We start from the raw sequence: 20,762 nt of genomic DNA on the forward strand, positions 1-20,762 counted from the left end.
GATCCGCTCCCGGCCGGGGCTCGTCGCATCCGTGGACCGGGATCCGCCGCGTTGGGCGGCTGCCGGTTCGCCCGCGTCCCTTGGCGAGGGCGCGCGGTCAGGGCAGCAGATGGCGGTTGGGTTCGCGCGCGGCCGTCTCGTACTCCGGCAGCACGACGACGTCGGCGCCGCCCGCCGCCAGGACTCCGCTGCCGTCGGCCTCCGTCACGAAGGTGTCCGGCTCGCGCCAGGCCGTCACCACCCGGCGTACGCCGGCGCGCAGGATCAACTCGGCGCAGGGGTGGGGGCGCGAGGCGCGGCGGGCGCAGGGCTCCAGGCTGCTGTAGACCGTGGCCGTGGGCAGGCGGGGGTCGTCCGGCGGGAGTTTCGTGAGGGCCGCCTCCTCCGCGTGGACCGCCGGGTCGCCGGCCTCGCGGGAGTGGCCGCGGGCCAGTTCCGTGCCGTCGGCGGCCACGACCACCGCGCCGACGCTGAACGCGGTGCGCGAGGGCGGGCACTGAGCCGCCAGCTCGCAGGCCAGGCGCAGCCAGTGGCGGTCGGCGGGCGTGGCGCGCGGGCCCGCGCCGGGTGCGGTGGGCTCGTAGCGCATCAGCACGACGTCCTCGATCTGCCGTGTCTCCCGCAGGCGCAGGCGCCCCGCCTGGTACGGCCCGGGGCCGAAGAGGCGGGGGGCCCCGGGGTCGCCGACCAGCAGCGGGGACATGACCAGCTGGAGTTCGTCGGCCAACTGCTCCCGCAGCAACTGGGTGTGGATCGTGCCGCCGCCCTCGACCATCAGGCGCCGCACCCCGCGGACGTCGTGCACGTGGTCCAGGAGGCGGGGCCAGTCCAGGCGGGGGCCGAGGGGGACGATGTCGGCGCCGACGCCGCTGCGGGCGGCCCGTTCGGCGCCCTCGGAGGTGGTGTAGAGCACCTTCTCGCCGCCCGTGTGCCAGAAGTTGGCCGCCGGGTCCAGGTCGCCGGAGGCGGAGACGGCGACCTTCAGCGGGTACTCCGGCCGGCCCGCCGCCACCCGGGCCGCGCGCCGCTCGGGGGAGTTGACCAGCAGCCGCGGGTTGTCGGCGCGCAGGGTGCCGGCGCCGATGAGGATCGCGTCGACCGAGGCGCGGACCTCGTCGACCCGGTCGAAGTCGGCCGGACCGGACAGCAGCAGGCGTTCGGGGCCGGTGTCGTCCAGGAAGCCGTCGAGGGAGACGGCCGCGGACAGCAGGACGTACGGGTGGGGCATCGCGCTCCCCGGCGGTGAGTGGACGGACATCGGCTTGGTTCAAGTTTGAAGCAAACTTACACTGGCGGCATGACGACCCGCTGGCTCACCCCGGAGGAACAGCGCGCCTGGCGCGCCTACCTCGCCGCCACGCACCTCCTGGAGGACGCGCTGGACCGGCAGCTCCAGCAGGACACCGGCATGCCGCATCTGTACTACTCCATCCTGGCCACCCTGTCCGAGGAACCGGGACGGCGGCTGCGGATGACCGACCTCGCCGAGGCGCTGAAGATCACCCGCAGCCGGCTGACGTACGCCGTGACGCGGCTGGAGCGCGACGGGCTCGTGGCGCGCGAGAGCTGCGCCTCGGACAAGCGCGGGAGCATCGCCGTCCTGACGGAGGCCGGGCTGGCGCAGGTGGAGCGGGCGGCGCCCGGGCACGTCGAGACCGTGCGCGCCTCGCTCTTCGACCATCTGCGCCCCGAGCAGGTGGGACAGCTGGAGGAGATCTGCGACCGGATCGCCCGGGCGATGCAGGAGTCGACCGCCGAGGACGTCCCGTGGCGACGCCGGTCGGGACCGCCGTCGTGCGGGTGAGACGCGTCACAGGGTGACCGCGCGCCTGTTGCTTCAAGTTTCAAGCAGCAGTAGGGTTCCGGACGAACCTTCTGCTTCAAATCTGAAGCAGTCGTACGGAACGGAACCCGGAGTTCCCGCATGGCCGACACCACCGTTGTCCCCGCCGCCACCCCGCGCGCCCGCGTCCGGGTCCCGCTGACCTTCCCCGACGGCTACCGCGCCGACGCCGAGCTCGTCACCTTCCACGGCCTCGCCGACGGGCGGGAGCACCTCGCCGTCGTCCTCGGGGACCCCGGTGGCGTGCCGCTCGTCCGCCTGCACTCCGAGTGCCTGACCGGGGACGTCTTCGGCTCCGCCCGCTGCGACTGCGGCCCCCAGCTGCGCGAGGCCGTCGAGCGCATCGCCGACCGCGGCGGCATCCTGCTCTACCTGCGCCAGGAAGGGCGCGGCATCGGGCTCTACAACAAGCTCGACGCCTACGCCCTCCAGGACCAGGGCCTGGACACCTACGCCGCCAACGCCGCCCTCGGCCTGCCCGAGGACGCCCGCGACTACACCGCCGCCGCGCAGATGCTCACCGCCCTCGGGATCGGCACGCTGGACCTGCTGTCCAACAATCCCGACAAGGCCGGCCAGCTGCGCGCCCTCGGGCTCGACGTCCGCGACCGGGTCCCGACCGGTGTCTTCCCCACCCCGCACAACGTCCGCTACCTGCGCGCGAAGGTGCTGCAGACCCAGCACACGCTGCCGCTCGCGGACCTCACGGAGCGCTGCGTGGTCTGACCGCGAGAGGGGTCGGGCGGGCCCGCCGGGGAACCTCGTCGCGAGCCGCCTCGCGGATGCCGTACACTGGAATCACAACGACGCGGGGTGGAGCAGCTCGGTAGCTCGCTGGGCTCATAACCCAGAGGTCGCAGGTTCAAATCCTGTCCCCGCTACTGAAGGCCGAGGGCCGGAAGCCGAAAGGTTTCCGGCCCTCGGTTTTTTCTCGTCCACCCCCGGCCGCCGCCTTTTTTGGTCTTCCACGGCTCCGGGCGCCGTCTTTCCCTTCCTCCGGCTCCGTGCGCCGTCCTTACCTTCCTCCCCGGCTGCGGCCACCGTCGCCGGTGTCATCCGGTCGGCCCTCACCGCTCGCCGTGCGCGCCCGCACCGGGAAACCTGACAGGCGGAACGACGGCGGACAAGGACGGTGGGAGACGAGCGGTGCGGCCTGCAGACGCGACGGAGGACGGGCCGTACTCCCGGACCGGAGGTGGGCCCTGCACACCCGCCGGTGACACTCCCGTCGTCCTGGACCCCCTGCCGGAGCCCGGGCCGGCAAACGGTCCGGAACCGCGGCCCGACGCGGGACGGCGGGTGTCGTTCGTGCGGGCCTTCGCGCAGGTGCTGCCGGTGCTCCTGATCGTCGTCGGCGGCGTGTACGACTACTGCACCCCGTCGGAGTTCACCGCGGCCCCCTTCTTCACCGCCGCGCCCCTGGTCGCCGCCCCGCTCTACAGCCGGCGCGGCACCGTGGTCACCGGGCTCGCGGCCGTGCTCGTCGTGTTCGCGCTGCACCTCACGCTCGGCATCGTGTGGCACACCGACGCCGTCACCGAACTGGCCACCGTCGCCACCGTCGCCGCCCTGGCCGTGCTCATCAACGCGCTCGCGCGCCGCAGCAGCGAGCAGCTCGCCTCCGCCCGCGAGGTCGCCGAGGCCGCCCAGCGGGCCGTCCTACCCGAACCCGCCGAGCGGATCGGCGGTTTCCAGATCGCCGCCTGCTACGAGGCCGCCCGCGCCGACGCCTTCATCGGCGGCGACCTGTACGCCGTGCAGGACAGCCCGCACGGCGTCCGGCTGATCGTCGGGGACGTGCGCGGCAAGGGCATGGGCGCGGTGGCCGCCGTCGCCGTGGTCATCGGGGCGTTCCGGGAGGCCGCCGAGCAGGAGGCCACTCTGGAGGACGTCGCCCTGCGGCTGGAGCGGGCGCTGTCCCGCGAGGGCGCCCGGCGCGCGGGACTGGACGCCTTCGAGGGGTTCACCACCGCCGTCCTCGCCGAACTCCCGCACGGCGACGGCGTCGTCCGCATCCTCAACCGCGGCCACCCTCCGCCGGTCCTGCTGCACGCGGACGGCACCCTGCGCACGCTGCCGCCCGCCGAACCCGCGCTGCCGCTCGGCATGGGCGAGCTCGGCCCCGGCTCCGACCGGGCCGACGAGACCGGCTTCCCGGGCGGCGCCACCCTGCTGCTGTACACCGACGGCCTCTCCGAGAGCCGTGACCGCCACGGCCGGTTCTACGACGTCGAGGCGCGCCTGGCGGGCCGGGTCGTCGACGAGCCCGGTGCCCTGCTGCAGGCCGTCGCCGACGATGTGCGCCGGCACTCCGGCGGCGGCATGACGGACGACATGGCGCTGCTCGCCGTACGCCGCCCCTGACGGGTCACCCTGGGTGAGCGGGCGAACCCCCTCCGATAACAATTGACGCACCATCACCGAAACCAGGTTTTGAACCTGACGACTGAGGGGCGGTCAAGTCGCCCGGTTTGCACCGGTCGTGGCGTGTAAGTGCCGGCCGGAAAAGTTAATGATCAAGCCGAACGGCTTGGAATCCGACCACCGGGTCTATTAACGTTCGATAACGCAGCGCGGTCGTCCCAGCCGTCACAAGAGACGGCTCCGTGCTCACGCGCCGAATCCCGTAGGGAACCGGGGAACCACCACCTTGGGGTGAATCACGCGGAAGCCGCCGTCCGACGACGAGCGGTATACGCGCGTAGGAGACCTTCCTGCTCCGAACCCGTCAGCTAACCCGGTAGGCGAGACGGAAGGAAAGGAGTACGCCCGCGTGGCGTCCAACCGGCCTGCCCCGACAGCCCCGTTCGTGCCCAGCCAGCACGGCCCCGAGACCCTGGTCTACGGCGGCCACCGCACCGACGAGGGCCCGTGGGAGGAGTGGAATCCCACCGAGGACTCCGTCCGTCCCGTCCGCGGCCGGCACCGCGTCGCCAAGCAGCGCGGCGGACTCGCCCGCAGCTCCACCGTCCTCGGCGTCGGCGTCATCGCCGCCGTCGGCGCGGGCGGCATGGCCAGCGCGAACACCGGCAAGCCGCCGGTGTCCATCTCCATGCCCGACCTGCCCTCCGTCGGCTCGCTGATCTCCGACCACGAGGACGACCGGCCGCAGGGCTCGGCCACCCCGCTCAGCGACATCGCCGCCGGCTCCGACGCCGGCGCGCAGGGCACCACCGACGCCGGCGAGGCGCTGCGCAACCGCATCATGGCGCAGGCCGAGTCGCAGCAGGTCCAGGTCGACGTCAAGGCGCAGGCCGCCGCCGAGGCCGCCGTCGCCCGGCAGGCCGCAGAGGCCGCCGCGAAGGCCGAGAAGGAGGCCGCCGCCAAGGCCGCCGCCGCGAAGGAGAAGGCGGAGGAGGAGGCCAAGAAGAAGGCCGAGGCCGAGCGCCTCGCCGAGCTGGCCAAGCAGTACACGCTGCCGACCTCCTCGTACACGATCACCTCCACCTTCGGCCAGGCCGGCTCCATGTGGTCCTCCGGCTACCACACGGGCCTCGACTTCGCCGCCCCCACCGGCACGCTGATCAAGGCCGTCCACAGTGGCACGATCACCGAGGCGGGCTGGGCCGGCTCCTACGGCTACCGCACGATCCTCACCCTCGACGACGGCACCGAGCTGTGGTTCTGCCACCAGTCGTCGATCAGCGTCAGCGCCGGGCAGAAGGTCGCCACCGGCGACGTCATCGGCCGGGTCGGCGCCACCGGCAACGTGACCGGCCCGCACCTGCACCTGGAGGTCCACCCCGACGGGCAGGCCTCCGGCATCGACCCGATGGCGTGGCTGCGGGACAAGGGCCTCACGCCCTGACCCCTCGCCCGGTTCCTCCCGCCTGACGCCTCGCCCGGTCCCTCACGCCCTGACGCCTCGCCCGGTTCCGCCCGCCTGGCCCTCGCCCGGTTCCCGGTCCCCGGCGGTCCTGACGACACCCCCCCGACGTCAGGGCTGCCGGTCGGGCGTCGCCGGGCGTTCGTGTTTTACATGCTGTTGGTTCGCGTGCGGAATGGGTCGTTCACGCCGGTGCGTTGAAACGGGGCATGACTGCTCTTCGCAAGCTCGGTTCGTCCGACCTCGAGGTCTTCCCGCTCGCCCTCGGCGGCAACGTCTTCGGCTGGACCGCGGACGAGGCGACCTCGTTCGCCGTCCTCGACGCCTACACCGCCGCCGGCGGCAACTTCGTCGACACCGCCGATGCCTACTCCGCCTGGGTCGACGGCAACCAGGGCGGGGAGTCCGAGACGATCATCGGCAAGTGGGTCAAGGCCCGCGGCAACCGCGACGACGTCGTCATCGCCACCAAGGTCAGCCAGCACCCCGAGTACCGGGGCCTGAGCGCCGCGAACATCAAGGCCGCCGCCGACGCCTCCCTGCGCCGCCTCGGCACCGACCGCATCGACCTCTACTACACCCACTACGACCAGCCCGAGGTCCCGGTCGAGGAGATCATCGGCGCGCTGGACGAGCTGGTGCAGGCCGGCAAGGTCCGCCACATCGCCGCCTCCAACATCTCCGCCGAGCGCCTGCGCGCCTCCCTGGAGTTCTCCGACCGCGAGGGCCTCGCCCGGTACGTGGCGCTCCAGCCGCACTACAACCTCGTCTCCCGCGACACCTACGAGGGCGAGCTGCAGGACGTCGCCGACCGCGCCGGCCTCGCCGCCGTCCCCTACTACGCGCTGGCCTCCGGCTTCCTCACCGGCAAGTACCGGCCGGGCACGACCGTGGACAGCCCGCGCGCCGGCGGCGCCGCGCGGTACCTGGACTCGGAGCGCGGCCGCCGGGTCCTCGCCGCCCTCGACGAGATCGCCGCGGCCCACGACGCCCCGGTCGCCACCGTCGCCCTCGCCTGGCTCGCGGCCCGGCCGACCGTCGCCGCGCCCATCGCCTCCGCCCGCACGGTCGACCAGCTCCCGGCGCTGCTGGGCGTGGCGGACCTGAAGCTGACGGAGGCCGAGGTGACCCGGCTGACGGAGGCGTCGGCCTGACGGGACCCGGCTGACGGGTGTCCGGCCGACGGGTGTTCCCCCGTCTCCTCCCGTCGCCCCCTTCCCGCCTTCTCCCGGCGCGTGGCCCCGGCCCGGTCCCTTACGACCGGTAGGGGTTGTACGCCGGGTAGGCCGGGGCGGGGTAGGCGGCGGCCGGGTGCGCCGGACGCGTGGCGTACGGCTGGGGCGCCGGGGCGTGGGCCGGCCAGGGGTGCGCGGGCCACGGCAGCATCACCGGCACCGGGGGCGCCGCCGCGCGGGCCGCGTACTCCAGGGCCGGGCGCGCCACCTCCCTCAGGCGCCACAGCTCGTTCAGCAGCTCGCTCTCCCGTACGCCGAAGTCGGCGCCGGCGCGGCCACGGCGGCCCCGGTGGCGCAGGAAGGCCAGCGTCGTCGCGTACGCCTCGTAGCGCCCGACCTCCTTGGCGGCCGGCTTGCCCAGGTGGTGGGCGGCGTACTCGCGGGCCATGCGGCGCGCCCGCATCGAACCCAGCGCGAACGGCTCGGCGGGCGCGAGCCAGCCCGCGGGGACGTAGGCGGGCAGCTCCTCGCGGATCGTGCGCAGCTCGCGCTGCCGGGTCCAGATCACCAGCCACGTCAGCAGCCCGAACGCGGGCATCATGAACGCGCCGTACACCGCGAAGAAGCCGAACGGGCCGAAGGACGCGGACCCGTTCCACAGGGCGTGCAGGCACATCGCCAGCAGCAGCCCGCCCACCGGCAGCAGGGCCCGGCGCAGCCGCTGCCGCTCGCCCGAGAGCGCGGCGATGCCGAAGCCGAGGCCGGTCATCGTGGTGAACAGCGGGTGCGCGAACGGCGACATGATCACGCGGACGAAGAAGGTCGCCGCGGTGACGGAGGCGATGCCCCGGCCGCCGGTGAGCTGGTCGGTGCCGAAGGCGGTGCCGAGATAGAGGATGTTCTCGGTGAACGCGAAGCCGGTGGCGGTGATCCCGGCTATCACCACGCCGTCGACGATCCCGGTGAAGTGGCGTCTGCGGAAGAGGAAGACGAGCAGGACGGCTGCCGCCTTCGCGGACTCCTCGACGATCGGCGCTATCACGGTCGCGCCGAGGGTGTCCGCGCCGGACGGGTCGGCGGTCGTCGTCGCTATCCACTTCGTCGCGAAGCTGTTGGCGACGATGGCTATCAGCGCCGCCGCGCAGGCGCCCCAGGCGAACGCGAACACCAGGTTCCGCCAGGGGCCGGGCTCCACCCGGTCCAGCCAGCGGAAGGCGGCGATCAGCAGGGGCACGGGGAACACGGCGAGGCCGAGCCCCACGAGGAAGCCCTCGGTGCCGGTCTGCTCGCGCACCAGCGCGAGGATCACCAGCCCGGACACGGCGAGCAGCGTGATGAGCGCGCCGTACCGCACCCCTCTGCGCTGCCACCAGTGCGGATGGTGGAGCGCACCGTCGGCGGGTCCGCTCGGGTACGTCGGGTACGGGGGAGGCATGGCCACGGCATTGACCCTAACGAGGGACGGCGCCGCCCGCGACGTTGACGTCCGCGTCAGTGCGGATCTTGGTGGTTCCGCCGACGGAAGAGCAGGTCGTGCACGACGTGGCCCTTGTCCAGGCCCTGGCCCTCGAACCGGGTGAGCGGCCGGAAATCGGGGCGCGGGGCGAAACCGCCGTCCGGCTGCGTGTTCTCGAAGTCGGGGTGCGCGGTGAGCACCTCGAGCATCTGCTCGGCGTACGGCTCCCAGTCCGTGGCGCAGTGCAGGACCGCCCCGGGCTTGAGGCGGGTCGCGGCGAGCGTGAGGAACTCGGGCTGGATCAGCCGGCGCTTGTGGTGCCGCTTCTTGGGCCACGGGTCGGGGAAGTAGACGCGCAGGCCGTCGAGGGCGTCCGGGGTGAGCATCTCGCGCAGCAGGATGATCGCGTCGCCGTTGCCGACGCGGACGTTGGACAGGCCGTTGCGGTCGGCGAGATTGAGCAGGTTGCCCTGGCCGGGGGTGTGCACGTCCACGGCGAGGACGTTGGTCCCCGGGTCGGCGGCGGCCATCTGCGCGGTGGCCTCGCCCATCCCGAAGCCGATCTCCAGGACGACGGGGTTGTCGTTGCCGAACAGTTCGGCGAGGTCGATCGTGGTCTGCCCGTCGATGTCCAGGCCCCACTTGGGCCACAGCCGCTGCAGGGCGTCCGCCTGCCCGGCGGTCACCCGGCTGCGGCGCGGCTGGAAACTGCGGATCCGCCGCTCGAAGTGCGAACCGGCGGGGTCGGCCTTCGGCCCGTCCGGGAACCGCGGCTCCCCCTTGGCCCGGGTATGCCGAACGGACACACCGGGGGCGTGGCGGGAATCTTCGGGGCGGTGGAGAGAGTCAGACACAGTGAACCGATTGTACGGACCGGCCCACCCCCGGTGCGTCCACCGTGCGGCGCCTGCGCGGGTGGGTGGGTGGCTGATCGCACCCCACGGCGTTCACCCCCGGCGCCGGGCGCCACGTACCGCACGGCCCGGACGTCACACCGAGCCGAGTGCGGTCAGCGCCCTGCGGGCCACCTCCCGCCCGATCGGCAGCGAAGCGGTAGCCGCAGGCGACGGCGCGTTCAGCACATGCACCGCCCGCGCCCCCTCCCGGATCAGGAAGTCGTCCACCAGCGTCCCGTCCCGCAGCACCGCCTGCGCCCGCACCCCCGGCTCCGCCCGCACCAGGTCACGCTCCTCCACGGCCGGCAGCAACCGCCGCACCGCGTCCACGAACGCCCCCTTGGACACCGACCGCCGCAGCTCCCCGGCGCCGTAGCGCCAGTGGCGGCGGGCTATCTGCCAGGACCCGGGCCACGCCAGCGTCCCCGCCAGCTCCCGCGGCCGGACGACGCCCCACCCGTACCCCTCCCGGGCGAGCGCCGGCACCGCGTTGGGCCCGACGTGGACCCCGCCGTCGATGCCCCGCGTCAGATGCACCCCGAGGAAGGGGAACGCCGGATCGGGCACCGGATACACCAGCCCCCGCACCAGCTCCGGCCGCGCCAGCTCGTAGTACTCGCCCCGGAACGGCACGATCCGCACCTCGGGCTCGTCCCCGGTCAGCCGGGCCAGCTCGTCGCAGTACAGCCCGGCGCAGTTCACCAGGACCCGCGCGCGGACGACCTCGCCGCCCTCCGTGCGCACGGCGACCCCGAGCGACGGCCGCCGGTCGACCTGGACGACCCGCGCGCCGTAGCGGATCTCCGCGCCGGAGGACTCGGCGAGCTGCCGGGCGACGCCGACGTAGTCGCAGATCCCGGTCGTGCCGACGTGGATCGCCGCGAGGCCGCGCACCTCCGGCTCGTACTCCGCGATCTGCGCCGCGCCCAGCTCCCGCACCGGAATGCCGTTCTCCCGGCCGCGCTGCACGAGCGCGTGCAGCCGGGGCAGCTCGGCGCGGTCGGTGGCGACGATCAGCTTGCCGGTGACGGCGTGCTCGATGCCGTACTCGGCGCAGAACTTCACCATCTCCGCGGCGCCCCGCACCGCGAACCGCGCCTTGAGCGAGCCCGGCTTGTAGTAGATCCCGCTGTGGATGACGCCGCTGTTGCGCCCCGTCTGGTGCCGGGCCGGGCCCGGCTCCTTCTCCAGCACCGTCACGCGCGTCCCCGGCGCGGCACGCGTGATCGCGTACGCGGTGGACAGCCCGACGATCCCTCCGCCGACCACCAGCACGTCGCAGTCGTACGCGACCCCCTGCCGCACCTGCACCACCTCCCGCTTCGATAGTGCACTGCGCCACTGACAACGCCTTCAAACGCGGCGGGGCCCGCCGGTCCGCCTTGCCGGGGTCAGGCCGTCGTCAGCAGCGGCCGCGCCCGCTCGCGCAGCTCGACCACGCGCGGCTCGTCCCCGTACGGCTCCAGCCGGTGCAGCAGGTCCTTGACGTACTCCGTGGTGCGCGCGGACGAGATCCGGCCCGCGACCTCCACCGCCCGCACGCCCTGCTCGCAGGCCGCGTCGAGGTTGCCGGACTCCAGCTCGGCGACCGCCGCGACCACCAGCCGCAGCCCGTGCGAGCGCACGAACTCCTCCGTCGGCTGCGACAGCGCCTGCTCGGTGAAGCGGCGCACCTGGCGCGGCGCCTTCAGGTCGCGGTAGCACTCGGCGGCGTCGGCGGCGAACCGGTCGTAGGAGTAGAAGCCGAGCCAGGACGGGTCGTTGTCGCCGGGCCGGGCACGCTCCAGCCAGCTCTCGGCGGCCTTGAGCGCCGCGCCGGCGGCCTGCGCGTCCCCGGCGCGTGCGTGCGCGCGTGCCTCGACGAGGCGGAAGAAGCTCATGGTGCGGGCCGTGGCGAGCCCGCGGTTGCGTTCCAGGGCGGCCTGCGCGAGGTCGACGCCCTCGTCGCCGAAGCCCCGGTAGGTCGCCTGCAGGGACATGGAGGCCAGGACGTAGCCCCCGAGGGGGACGTCGGCCGCCGCGCGCGCGAGGCGCAGCGCCTGGATGTAGTAGCGCTGTGCGGCCTCCTGCTGGCCGGTGTCGAAGGCCATCCATCCGGCGAGCCGGGTGAGTTCGGCGGTCGCGCCGAACAGGGCGCGGCCCACCTCGTCGGAGTAGGAGCCGAGCAGCAGCGGTGCCGCCTCGACCCTTAAGCACTCCGGCACCATCGACGAACGCCAGTCGCCCCCGCCGTACTTGGAGTCCCACCGCCGGGCGTCCTCGGCGGCCTCCCGCAGCTTCTGCACATCGCTGTGGCCGACTTTGATCGGTGCGCCCGCGCTCTCCGCCGGGTTCGCCTCGCGCGCCACCGAGCTGTCGGCCGGGGTTATCAGCCACCGGGATGCGGGGGTCGCGTAGGCGCTCACGGCGAACGATCCGGCCAGCGACTGCCAGATGCCGCCGGAGCCGGCCCGGCGGCCGGCGAGGTCGAGGCGGTACAGCTCCGTGGCCGACTTCACCGCCTGTCCGACGTCGCGCGGGAAGGCCAGGCCCACCTCGGGCGCGGGGTCCGCGTCCGCCAGGCCGATCTCGTGCAGCGGCACCGGCCGGCCCAGCTTCTGGCCGATCGCGGCCGCGATCAGGTGCGGCGCGGCACCCTGCGGCACCATGCCCTTCGACACCCAGCGCGCCACCGAGGTCTTGTCGTAGCGAAGAGTCAACCCGCGCTGGGCGCCAAGATCGTTGACGCGCCGGGCGAGTCCTGCGTTGCTGATTCCCGCGAGGGCGAGAACGGCGCCGAGCTTTTCGTTCGGCCCGCGTTGCTCCCTGGACATGGCCACCCCTCGACACAGACGGCTGCCGCACTGGCATAACCACGCGGCATTCGTAAACCCAGCGTAGTTCCTCGGATTCCAAGCGTTAAGGGGCTTTGTTCCGGTTGGCGGGATTGTGGCCCGCACGGGAGTACGGGGCCGTGCACGCTGTGTCGCGGCGTGCTCCCGACGTGTGGCCGTGCGCCTGTGCGTGCGCTCTACTCCAGCCACCTCGGGAGCGGTTCCATGGGCGGTGCGTGGGTCGGCCCGCTGTACTGGATCCAGTGGGCTGGGGGACACCGCCGCCTTCATCCCCGCGGGCGGCGGAACGGTCCGGGAGGTGTCACAAGCCTCCCGGACTGCGCGCGCCCGTGGCTGTGCGCAGAGCCTGCACGGAGCGTGCACGGCAGTGATCCAACGGCCGGGCCTGCATGGCGATTTGGCCGAAAAACGACCCTGCCTCTCTCGTTTGATTTCCGCTCTCACCACGGCAGTTGAGGGCGCACACGGTATTGCGTGGGAGCGCACAGGGGGCGCATTCGCGCCGTCGATGCCGTGCCGCGCGCGGGAGTTCGGTGGCGACGGGACGTGGCTCGCGGGGGCGTGAACCGGGTCGGCGGGGGCGCACTCCGGGGAGCACAAGCGGGTCCGTCGCCCCTCTGCGGCGTGTCCTTCGTGGCAGCATGGTGAACCGTTCGTACGGTGCACTGGTTGTCCACAGCCTGTGGAGGCGTCGATGCGGTGGTTGGTGGGATGGAGCAGCACCGCCGCGGGAGCCGCCGTGTCCGGCTCCGCCGGTGCCACCGGGTACGGGGCCGGTGCGACGGGGTACGACGGCGAGACCGTGCACCCGGTCGGCTCCCAGCTGCTCTGGGGCGATCCCGACCCCCTGTGGGCCGTCGGCGACTGGCGCCCCGACGAGGTGCGCGTCGTCAAGGCCGACGACCAGACCCGCATCGCCGTCCTCGGCCTGTGCGGCGCCAGCGACGAACAGCTGCGCGTCGGACTGCTCGCCGCGCGCGGCGGCGCCCTGCGCCACCTGACCGCCTGGCCCGGCAGCTACACCGCCGTCGTCAAGGTCGGCCGCCGCGTCACCGTCTGCGGCGACCTCGCCGGCGCCCGCCCGGTGTTCCACACCCCCTGGGCGGGCGGCACCGCCTTCGCCACCGCCGCGCTGCCGCTCGCCGACCTCATCGAGGCCAACCTCGACTTCGGCCACCTCGCCGCCCTGCTGGCCGCCCCGGACGTGCCCGCCGCGCTGCACGACTCGACGCCGTACGCGGGCGTGCACCGCGTCCCGCCCGGCCACGCGCTGATCCTGCGCGCCGGGGCCCGCGAGATCGCCGGGTACGAGCCCGTCGCCTCCCTCGCGGTCGCCGCGCCCCCGGCCGACCCCGAGCGCGCGGTCGACGGCGTGCGCGACGCGCTCATCGAAGCGGTACGCGCGCGTATGGCCGCGCCGCGGCACGTCCCCGACCTCGACCCCGGGCCCGTGCCCGGCATGGGGCCCGCCGAACGCCGCGCCGCCCGCGGCATGCCCGTCCCCGGCATCGGCGCCGACCTCTCCGGCGGACCCGCCTCCGGCACCCTCGCCCTGCTCGCCGCCGGACTGCCCGGCAGGCCCGGCACACTGCTCGGACACGGGACGGGCGCCGGGGAACGGCTGCTCGCGGTCACCTTCAACGACCTGGCCGTCCCGGGGCGCGAGGCAGAACGCGAACGAGCCGGTGCGCTCGCCGCCAATCCGCGCCTGCACCACGTCGTGGTGACGGGCGGGGAGGACGTCCTGCCCTACGCCGTCCTGGACGGGCCGCTCACCGACGAGCCGGGGCCCTCCCTGGTGACCGCCGCCCGGCACCGCGCCCGGCTCGCCGCGGGCAGCGCTGACCACTTCGTCGGGTACGGCGCCCGGCAGGTGCTGGACGCCCATCCGGCGCGCCTCGCCGACCTGCTGATGGACCGCAAGCGGCGTCACCTGGTGCGGCCGGTGGCGGCGCTCGCCAAGGCCGACGGATCCGTGCTGGTGCCCGCGCGCGTGTACGCCGCCGCGCGGCGCCTGGCCCGCACGCCCTACCGCACCGGGCTGGAGGCGCTGGCCGAGCGGCTGTTGGAGCGCCGCCTCGACGAGCCCGCGGGGGCCGTGGGGGCCGTCGGGGCGTCACTTGCGGCGCTCACCTGGGCGAGACCCGGCCCCGCGGCGCGGTGGCTGACCGGTGAGGCGCTGGCTGAAGTATCGGTTCGCCTGCAGGGGGCCACGCACCGGTCCGGGGTGGGGCCGGGGCAGCGGCCCGGCGACTACCGCGCGCGTGCGGCGCTGGCGCGGCACGCGGCGGACCTGCGGGTGCTGGAGCAGGCGGCGGAGATCCGCAGCCAGCGGCTGCACGCGCCGTTCCTCGACAACCAGGTGGTCCGCGCGTGCCGGGCGCTTCCCGAGACGCTGCGGGTGCGGCCGGGGGCGCGCGCGGACATCCTGCGGACCGTGTTGCGGGGCGCGGGGGTCGGCGAGCTGCCGGAGGGCTGGGGCGCGCCCTCCCACGCGCCGACGGCCGCGGCGGCGCGGGCGGGGCTGCGGGTGGCGGCGGATCCGCTGCTGGCGCTCTTCGAGACGCCGCTGCTGGCGGAGGCGGGGCTGGTGGAGGGCCGCGTCGTCCGCAAGGCGCTGCGCGAGGCCGCCGCGGGGGAGCCGCTGCCGTTGGACGGGCTCGCCGACCTCGTCTCGCTCGAGCTGTGGCTGCGGCGGTTGCTGTCGCGGCGGGGGACGTGCTGGACGGGGACGCCGGCGCGGGCGCGGGCGGTGCCGGGGGGGATCGTACGACCTCGGGCGGAGGTTGCGCCGGTGCGGGGGATCGGGGCGTGAGGCGCTTGTGCGGTGCTGAGCGTTGCCGGGTGCGGTGTGTTGCCGGGTGCGGGTCCGTCGTGGCTTGTCGCGCAGTTCCCCGCGGGGTGCCTGCGGCGGCTGTGCGGGTGGGTGCGGTTTCGTCGCCGGGTGCGGGTTTGTGGGTGGCTGGTCGCGCAGTTCCCCGCGCCCCTGAATGCCTGCGGCGGCCCGTTCCTGTCCGGTGGCCGGTTGCGGTAGTGCCTTCTGCCGGTGGGTGGGTCGGGGCCGTGGTGGGGGGTGTCCGTCCTCGGTACGGCCCTACGTTTCTTCAAGACGGCACCGAAAGGCAATGCCGTCCGCTGCGGGCGGACACCCCCCACCACGTCCCCTCCCCGCCGCGGGCGGCTATCCCGCCGCAGCTGCGGGCATGCGTGCCGCTAGGGGCGGCACGGGTGGGCGCAGCGGCACCCCGTAGCGCCGGGCCGCGCACCCTACGGCGGTCACCGTGACGCCGGGTGCCGCGCGCCCCAGGGCACCGCACCCCACGGCGGTCACTGTGACGCCGGGTGCCATGTGCCCCACGGCAGCGCACCCCACGGCGGACACCGGGACGTGGGGTGATTTGTCCGGGCCGGGCGCCGTACCCCGCTTTCGGGCGGACCGGGGTGGCTGTGGGCCGACAGAATGGCAGCGTGCGGTACAGGATTCTCGGCGTTGCCCAGGTGGACGACGGACACGGCCGGCCGGAGCCCCCCGGCGGGCCCCGCCTGCGCGCCCTGCTGACCGCGCTCGCCCTGCGCCCCTCCCGCGTCACCTCCCCCACCACCCTCATCGACGAGGTCTGGGCGGACGACCCACCGCAGGACGCCCCCGCCGCCCTCCAGGCCCTCGTCGGCCGGCTGCGCCGCACCCTGGGGAAGAACGCCGTCGCATCGGCCCCCGGCGGTTACCTCCTCACCGCCGCCGAGGAGGACGTCGACCTGTTCGTCTTCGAGCGGCTCGTCGGCGACGGCACGCACGCGTTGGAGAACGGCGACGCCGCCACCGCGGCACACGCGCTCGACACGGCCCTCGCCCTGTGGCGCGGCCCCGCCCTCGCCGACCTCCCCGACCGCACCGCCGCCGCCCGCCCCGAGGCCCTGCGCCGGGAGGCGACCCGGGCCCGGGCCGAGGCCATGCTGCTGCTCGGCCGCGCCGCCGAGGCCGTACCGGAGCTGGAGGAGCTGACGGCGGCGCACCCGTACGACGAGCCGCTGCACGCCCTGCTGATCCGTGCCCTGCGTGACACGGGCCGCACGGCCGACGCCCTCGCCGCGTACGAGACGGCCCGCCGCACCCTGGCCGAGGGCCTGGGCGCCGACCCGGGCGGGCAACTGCGGGCGTTGCACGCGGAGTTGCTGAATCCGGTGACGCCGTCTCCGTCGCCGGCCCGGCCCGCCGGCAATCTCCGGCCCCGTCTGACGAGTTTCGTCGGGCGGGAACCCGAGCTCGCCGCCATCCGTTCCGATCTGCACAGGGCCCGTCTGGTCACGCTCACCGGACCAGGCGGCTCCGGGAAGACCCGCCTCGCCGAGGAGGCCGCCGCCGGCCTCCCGCAGGCGTGGCTGGTCGAGCTGGCGCCGCTCGACCGGCCGGAGGCGGTGCCGGACGCGGTGGTCAGCGCCCTCGGTCTGCGCGAGACCGTGCTGATGACCAACGAGCCGGCGCCCCGGCAGGACGACCCGGTCGCCCTGCTCGTGGAGCACTGCGCCGCGCGCAGCGAGCTGCTGATCCTTGACAACTGCGAACACGTCATCGGCGCGGCCGCCGACCTCGCCGAGACGCTCCTGACCCGCTGCCCGGGGCTCAGGATCCTCGCCACCAGCCGTGAACCCCTGGGCGTGCCCGGCGAGTCGGTGCGCCCGGTCGAGCCGCTGCTCCCCGACCAGGCGCACCGCCTGTTCACCGAGCGCGCCGCCGCCGTCGCTCCCGGCGCCGGTGACGCCCTCGGGGACACGGCGGCCGTCGCGGAGATCTGCCGGCGCCTGGACGGGCTGCCGCTCGCCATCGAGCTGGCGGCCGCCCGGCTGCGCCTGCTGACCCCCCGGCAGATCGCCGACCGGCTCGACGACCGCTTCCGGCTGCTGACCTCCGGCAGCCGCACGGTCCTGCCCCGCCAGCAGACCCTGCGCGCGGTCGTCGACTGGTCCTGGGACCTGCTCGACGAGCAGGAGCGCACGGTGCTGCGCGAGGTGTCCGTGTTCGTGGGCGGCTGGGACCTCGCGGCGGCCGAGGCGGTCTGTTCCGGGCCGGCCGCCGAACTGATCGGGGCCCTCGTCGACAAGTCCCTCGTCGTCGCGACCCCGGACGAGCGGGAGGGTTCCTCCGGCATGCGCTACCGCATGCTGGAGACCATCCACGAGTACGCCGCCGAGCGCGCCGCGGAGACCCCCGACCTGCGCGCCGGCGCGGAGCGGCGCCACCGCGCGTGGGTGCGCGCGCTGGTGGAGGAGGCCGACCCCCGGCTGCGCTCGGCCGACCAGCTGCGGTGGATCGGCCGCCTGGAGAGCGAACTGGACAACATCCGGGCCGCCCTGGACCGCGCCCTCGCCGAGGGCGACGAGGCGGAGGCCGGCGCGCTCGTCCTCGGCATGGGCTGGTTCTGGTGGCTGCGCAACTATCGCCAGGAAGGCTCGGCCTGGGTGGACCGCGTCCTGCGCCTCGGCGTCGGTCTCGACGCCCTGGGGGAGGGTCCTCGTGACGCGGCGGCGATGCGTGCCGCGGTCGAGGGCGCGGACGTCATGGGTGCCTTTCTCGCCGCACCGGACGGCGAGACGGGGCATCCGCTGCACGCCCTGCGGATGGATGTGCGGATGCTGCATCTGTTCCTCACCGTGGAGGCCGTCGCGGGGCGGGAGATGCTGCAGGACGAGCGGTTCGAGCGCTACCTCGCGCGCGTGCGGGCGGAGTTCGAGGCAGGCGGCCCGCGGGCGGCCCGGCTGCCGGGGCTGGTCTGGCCGATCACCCTGTTCCACCTCGACGGCCGGGGGGACGTACGGCCCGCCCTGGACACGGCGGTCGCCAACTGCCGTGCCCACGGCGGCGACTGGGAGCTAGGCGTCGCCCTGATGTTCCGCGCCCACACGGTCGTCGACTCCTCCGGCGGCCTGCACGGGGTGGACGCGGACCTCGCCGAGCTGCGGGTGCTCAGCCGGCGCGCCGGTGACCGCTGGATGCGCGCCCAGGTGTGCAGCGCGGTCGGCGAGGCCGACATGGCGCGAGGGCGCTTCGCCGAGGCCCGGGCGGAGTACGAGGAGGCGCTGCGCCTCGCGCGCGAGGTCGGGGCGCTCGCCGAGTCGCCGTTCCTGCTGGCGCGGCTGGCCGAGATCGCCTACCGCTCCGGCGACCGGGCGGCCACCCTGCGCGCACTGGACGAGGCGAGCGCGGCCGCGGAGCGCCACGCGGTCGTGGACTCGCGGGCGTTCGTCCTGCTGCTGCGGTCCCAGCTCGCCTTGGACGACGGTGATGTCGTCGGGGCGCGGCGCCTGTGGGAGGCGGCCGGCACGGAGATCGGCAACGGCACCCCGCCGCCGCAGTTCCTGGCCGTGCTGCGGGCGGTCGGGGCTCTGATCACGGCGGCCGAGTCCGGCCCGGCCCAGGGCCTGCCGCTGGTCGCGGAGGCGCTGCGGGATGCCGTGGCGACGCACTGCTCGGAGGTGGTCACCTCTTCCCTGACCGACATGGCCGCCGACCTGCTGGAGCGGCTGGGCGACCTGCCGGGGGCGCTGCGGCTGCTGGCCGCCGCCGACCACTGGCGCGACGGCCGGCCGCGCCCGCAGCCGGAGCGCTCCACGGCCGACCGCGTCGAGTCCGCGGCCCGCGCGGGCCTGCCCGACGGTACCTACGCCGCCGAGCGGGCGCGCGGCGCTGCCCTCACCGTCGCCGGCGCCCTCGCCGAGCTGGACGCCGCCGTCGCCGAGCACACGGGGCGGGCTCGCGCTACGCGCAGGTGAACCTCGAATCGGCCCAGTCCGCGACCGCCAGGTTGTCGAAGTGGCTGTGCGGCTCGACCACCAGCCGCACCGTCCTGCGGCCGGTGAGGTCCACATGCACGGGTACGGCGTCGTCGCCGCCCTTGACCCGGCCGGACCGCCACAGCAGCTCCCCGTCGGCGTAGACGGAGAAGTACACCTTGCCCAGCTTGAGGGTCATGTCGTCGACGCCGGCGAAGGCGTCGTAGGCGGTGCAGGAGCGGTTCAGGTCGATGGTGACGGAGGAGTCGCCGTGCACGCTCACCCCGCGCGCGTACTGCTTGCCGCCGATCGACAGGCCGTGGCGCTGCCACACCCAACTGCTCTCGCCGAGCCGCATCTCGGGCGTGGTGCCGTCACCGGCGACGTCGTAGGACAGCTCGTTCCACTCGTAGACCGTCGGGGCCGGAGGGGGCGGCGGGGGCGGTGTCGGGCTCGGCGTGGGCGTGAGCGTGGGCGTCGGTGCCGGCTTGGGCTTGGGCTTGGGCTTGGGCTTCGGGGTGGGGCTCGGGGTGGGAGTGGGGGTCGGCGGGGGCGTCGGTGTCGGGGTGGGCGACGGCTTCGCGACCACCGGCTCCGGGGCCGGTTCGGGCGGGGGCGGCGGGGCCGGGGTGGGCGGCTGCGGCCGTACGACCGGGGCGGACACCGGGGGCGCCGCCTCGGGCTTGCGGACGGGGCTGTCGTGGCCGACGAGGGCGAGCGCCACCGCGGCGGCGGCGACCGCGACCACACCGGCGGCGATACCGGCCTTCACCGGCGCGCCCAGGCCCTCCGAGGCGGCCGCGCCGCCCGCGGAGCCGGAGGAGGAGCCGCTCGCCGCGGCGGCCGCACCCGCGGCGCCCGCCGCGCCCGCTCCGGCACCGCCGGCGACGAGCCCGAGCGCCTTGGCGTACCCGGCGGCACCGAACCAGCCGATGACGGCGACCGGCACGACGGCCGGGATGCCGCCGGCGACCTCCTCGATCTGGAGGGCGGCCAGCCGGCACTTGGCGCACTCCTCCAGGTGCTTGCGCAGGCCGCGTTCGGCGCGGGTGCGCAGTTTGCCGCGGGCGTACCCGCCGAGCTGGTCGGCGTAGCGGGCGCATTCCTCGTCGTCGGCCAGGGCGGTGGAGACGTGCGCCTGGAGGTAGGCCTGCTTGAGGCCCTCACGGGCGCGGCTGGCGAGTACGCGCGTGCCGTTGGCGTCCAGGCCGAACAGGACGGCGACCTGGCTCGGCGACTCGTCCTCGACCTCGGTGTGCCACAGCACGGCCTGCCAGCGCTCCGGCAGCGAACGGAACGCCTGCATGGCCATCGACTGCTCGGCCTCGTGCATGGCGCGCACATCGGCGCCGAGTTCGAGGCCCGCCCCGAAGGAGCCCAGGGAGCCGGTGTCGTCGGAGAGCTCGGCCGTGCGGGAGGCCTGCTGGGCGAAGACGGCGAAGTCGTCGACGAGCTGTTCCCGCTTGGCCGACTTGATCCACTGGGCGGCGACACGGCGCACGGAGGTGAGCAGATAGGCGCGCACCGCGTACTCGGGGCCGGAGCCGCCGCGCACGGCCTGCAGGACGCGGGCGAAGACCTCGGCGGTCAGGTCGTCGGCGGTGTGGGCGTCACGGCAGCAGGTGCGCGCGTAGCGGCGTACGGCGTCGGCGTGCCGGCGGTACAGCTCCTCGTAGGCGGAGTCGTCGCCCGCGCGCATCCGTGCGATCAGGTCGGCGTCGGACGGGGGCCGCGGGCGCGGCGGTGGCAGCACGCTGTCCTCGCGCCACTCGCGCTGCCCCGGGACGCCGCCCTCGGCCGGCCCGGTGGGCGCTTCCCGGGATGCGGCCGCCCGTCCGCCCTGGGCGGGCACCTGGGGTGGGTTCGGGACCGCGGCCTGTGCGTCCCCCTCGTCGAGCGACTCGTCCCGCCCGTCAACGCTCATCGCGGAAAGCCCCCGCCGCCTGCCGAACCCGTCCCGAACA

13 protein-coding genes, 1 tRNA gene and 1 riboswitch are annotated in these 20,762 nt (G+C 74.7%); of the genes, 8 read left to right on the top strand and 6 right to left on the bottom strand.

Translation table 11 applies throughout. From position 1 onward, the window contains the following. Window positions 1-97: 97 nt before the first annotated feature. Complete coding sequence (locus ACF1AL_RS33570) at window positions 98-1,228, bottom strand: dihydrofolate reductase family protein (RefSeq protein ID WP_391828503.1); 1,131 nt, start codon at window positions 1,226-1,228, stop codon at window positions 98-100. A gap of 69 nt (window positions 1,229-1,297) precedes the next feature. Between ACF1AL_RS33570 and ACF1AL_RS33575 the strand changes: the two genes are divergently transcribed. The 6 genes from ACF1AL_RS33575 (at window position 1,298) to ACF1AL_RS33600 (ending at window position 6,823) form a co-directional block, all read left to right on the top strand. After that, complete coding sequence (locus ACF1AL_RS33575; protein WP_391828505.1) at window positions 1,298-1,804, top strand: MarR family winged helix-turn-helix transcriptional regulator; 507 nt, start codon at window positions 1,298-1,300, stop codon at window positions 1,802-1,804. Window positions 1,805-1,924: 120 nt separating this feature from the next. After that, window positions 1,925-2,569 (top strand): GTP cyclohydrolase II, encoded by a 645-nt coding sequence (ribA, locus tag ACF1AL_RS33580; RefSeq protein WP_391828507.1) that lies wholly within the window; start codon window positions 1,925-1,927, stop codon window positions 2,567-2,569. 81 nt (window positions 2,570-2,650) lie between these two features. Further along, window positions 2,651-2,724, top strand: a tRNA-Met gene (locus ACF1AL_RS33585). 265 nt (window positions 2,725-2,989) lie between these two features. Then, window positions 2,990-4,207: a PP2C family protein-serine/threonine phosphatase gene (locus ACF1AL_RS33590; protein ID WP_391828509.1), complete on the top strand. Its 1,218-nt coding sequence runs from the start codon at window positions 2,990-2,992 to the stop codon at window positions 4,205-4,207. Between the two features lie 241 nt (window positions 4,208-4,448). Next, window positions 4,449-4,605: riboswitch (cyclic di-AMP (ydaO/yuaA leader) on the top strand. An 11-nt stretch (window positions 4,606-4,616) separates the two neighbouring features. Beyond that, window positions 4,617-5,651, top strand: coding sequence for a M23 family metallopeptidase (locus ACF1AL_RS33595; protein WP_366840830.1), 1,035 nt, complete (start codon window positions 4,617-4,619; stop codon window positions 5,649-5,651). A gap of 227 nt (window positions 5,652-5,878) precedes the next feature. Next, window positions 5,879-6,823 carry an aldo/keto reductase gene (locus ACF1AL_RS33600; protein WP_391828511.1) on the top strand — a complete coding sequence of 315 codons (945 nt, stop codon included), beginning with the start codon at window positions 5,879-5,881 and terminating at the stop codon, window positions 6,821-6,823. Between the two features lie 100 nt (window positions 6,824-6,923). Here ACF1AL_RS33600 and ACF1AL_RS33605 read toward each other — a convergent pair whose 3' ends face one another. The 4 genes from ACF1AL_RS33605 to ACF1AL_RS33620 form a co-directional block, all read right to left on the bottom strand. Next, entirely contained in the window at window positions 6,924-8,285 is a 1,362-nt protein-coding gene (locus ACF1AL_RS33605; protein ID WP_391828513.1) for a PrsW family intramembrane metalloprotease, read from the bottom strand. Between the two features lie 50 nt (window positions 8,286-8,335). Beyond that, complete coding sequence (gene trmB, locus ACF1AL_RS33610; RefSeq protein ID WP_384213435.1) at window positions 8,336-9,154, bottom strand: tRNA (guanosine(46)-N7)-methyltransferase TrmB; 819 nt, start codon at window positions 9,152-9,154, stop codon at window positions 8,336-8,338. 135 nt (window positions 9,155-9,289) lie between these two features. Continuing rightward, window positions 9,290-10,510 carry an L-2-hydroxyglutarate oxidase gene (lhgO, locus tag ACF1AL_RS33615; RefSeq protein WP_391702478.1) on the bottom strand — a complete coding sequence of 407 codons (1,221 nt, stop codon included), beginning with the start codon at window positions 10,508-10,510 and terminating at the stop codon, window positions 9,290-9,292. A gap of 77 nt (window positions 10,511-10,587) precedes the next feature. Further along, window positions 10,588-12,009 (bottom strand): MFS transporter, encoded by a 1,422-nt coding sequence (locus tag ACF1AL_RS33620; RefSeq protein WP_366840834.1) that lies wholly within the window; start codon window positions 12,007-12,009, stop codon window positions 10,588-10,590. A 715-nt stretch (window positions 12,010-12,724) separates the two neighbouring features. On the opposite strand from ACF1AL_RS33620, the gene ACF1AL_RS33625 reads away from it, so the two are divergent. Together ACF1AL_RS33625 and ACF1AL_RS33630 are read left to right on the top strand one after the other, a co-directional pair. Further along, window positions 12,725-14,845, top strand: a complete 2,121-nt coding sequence (locus ACF1AL_RS33625; protein ID WP_391828515.1) for an asparagine synthase-related protein — start codon at window positions 12,725-12,727, stop codon at window positions 14,843-14,845. A 653-nt stretch (window positions 14,846-15,498) separates the two neighbouring features. Next, complete coding sequence (locus tag ACF1AL_RS33630) at window positions 15,499-18,798, top strand: BTAD domain-containing putative transcriptional regulator (protein ID WP_391828517.1); 3,300 nt, start codon at window positions 15,499-15,501, stop codon at window positions 18,796-18,798. Here ACF1AL_RS33630 and ACF1AL_RS33635 read toward each other — a convergent pair. Beyond that, window positions 18,785-20,722 (bottom strand): sigma-70 family RNA polymerase sigma factor, encoded by a 1,938-nt coding sequence (locus tag ACF1AL_RS33635; protein WP_391828519.1) that lies wholly within the window; start codon window positions 20,720-20,722, stop codon window positions 18,785-18,787. The two genes, ACF1AL_RS33630 and ACF1AL_RS33635, sit on opposite strands and share 14 nt — an antisense overlap. Window positions 20,723-20,762 lie beyond the last annotated feature (40 nt).

Source organism: Streptomyces sp. NPDC014801, assembly GCF_043082085.1.
Taxonomy (GTDB): domain Bacteria; phylum Actinomycetota; class Actinomycetes; order Streptomycetales; family Streptomycetaceae; genus Streptomyces.

Excerpts from the sequence above, each read along its gene's own strand:
- ACF1AL_RS33625 (WP_391828515.1), top strand. The coding sequence starts at position 12,725 with ATGCGGTGGTTGGTGGGATGGAGCAGCACCGCCGCGGGAGCCGCCGTG.
- ribA (WP_391828507.1), top strand. The coding sequence starts at position 1,925 with ATGGCCGACACCACCGTTGTCCCCGCCGCCACCCCGCGCGCCCGCGTC.
- ACF1AL_RS33575 (WP_391828505.1), top strand. The coding sequence starts at position 1,298 with ATGACGACCCGCTGGCTCACCCCGGAGGAACAGCGCGCCTGGCGCGCC.
- ACF1AL_RS33570 (WP_391828503.1), bottom strand. The coding sequence starts at position 1,228 with ATGCCCCACCCGTACGTCCTGCTGTCCGCGGCCGTCTCCCTCGACGGC.
- ACF1AL_RS33635 (WP_391828519.1), bottom strand. The coding sequence starts at position 20,722 with ATGAGCGTTGACGGGCGGGACGAGTCGCTCGACGAGGGGGACGCACAG.
- ACF1AL_RS33600 (WP_391828511.1), top strand. The coding sequence starts at position 5,879 with ATGACTGCTCTTCGCAAGCTCGGTTCGTCCGACCTCGAGGTCTTCCCG.
- ACF1AL_RS33620 (WP_366840834.1), bottom strand. The coding sequence starts at position 12,009 with ATGTCCAGGGAGCAACGCGGGCCGAACGAAAAGCTCGGCGCCGTTCTC.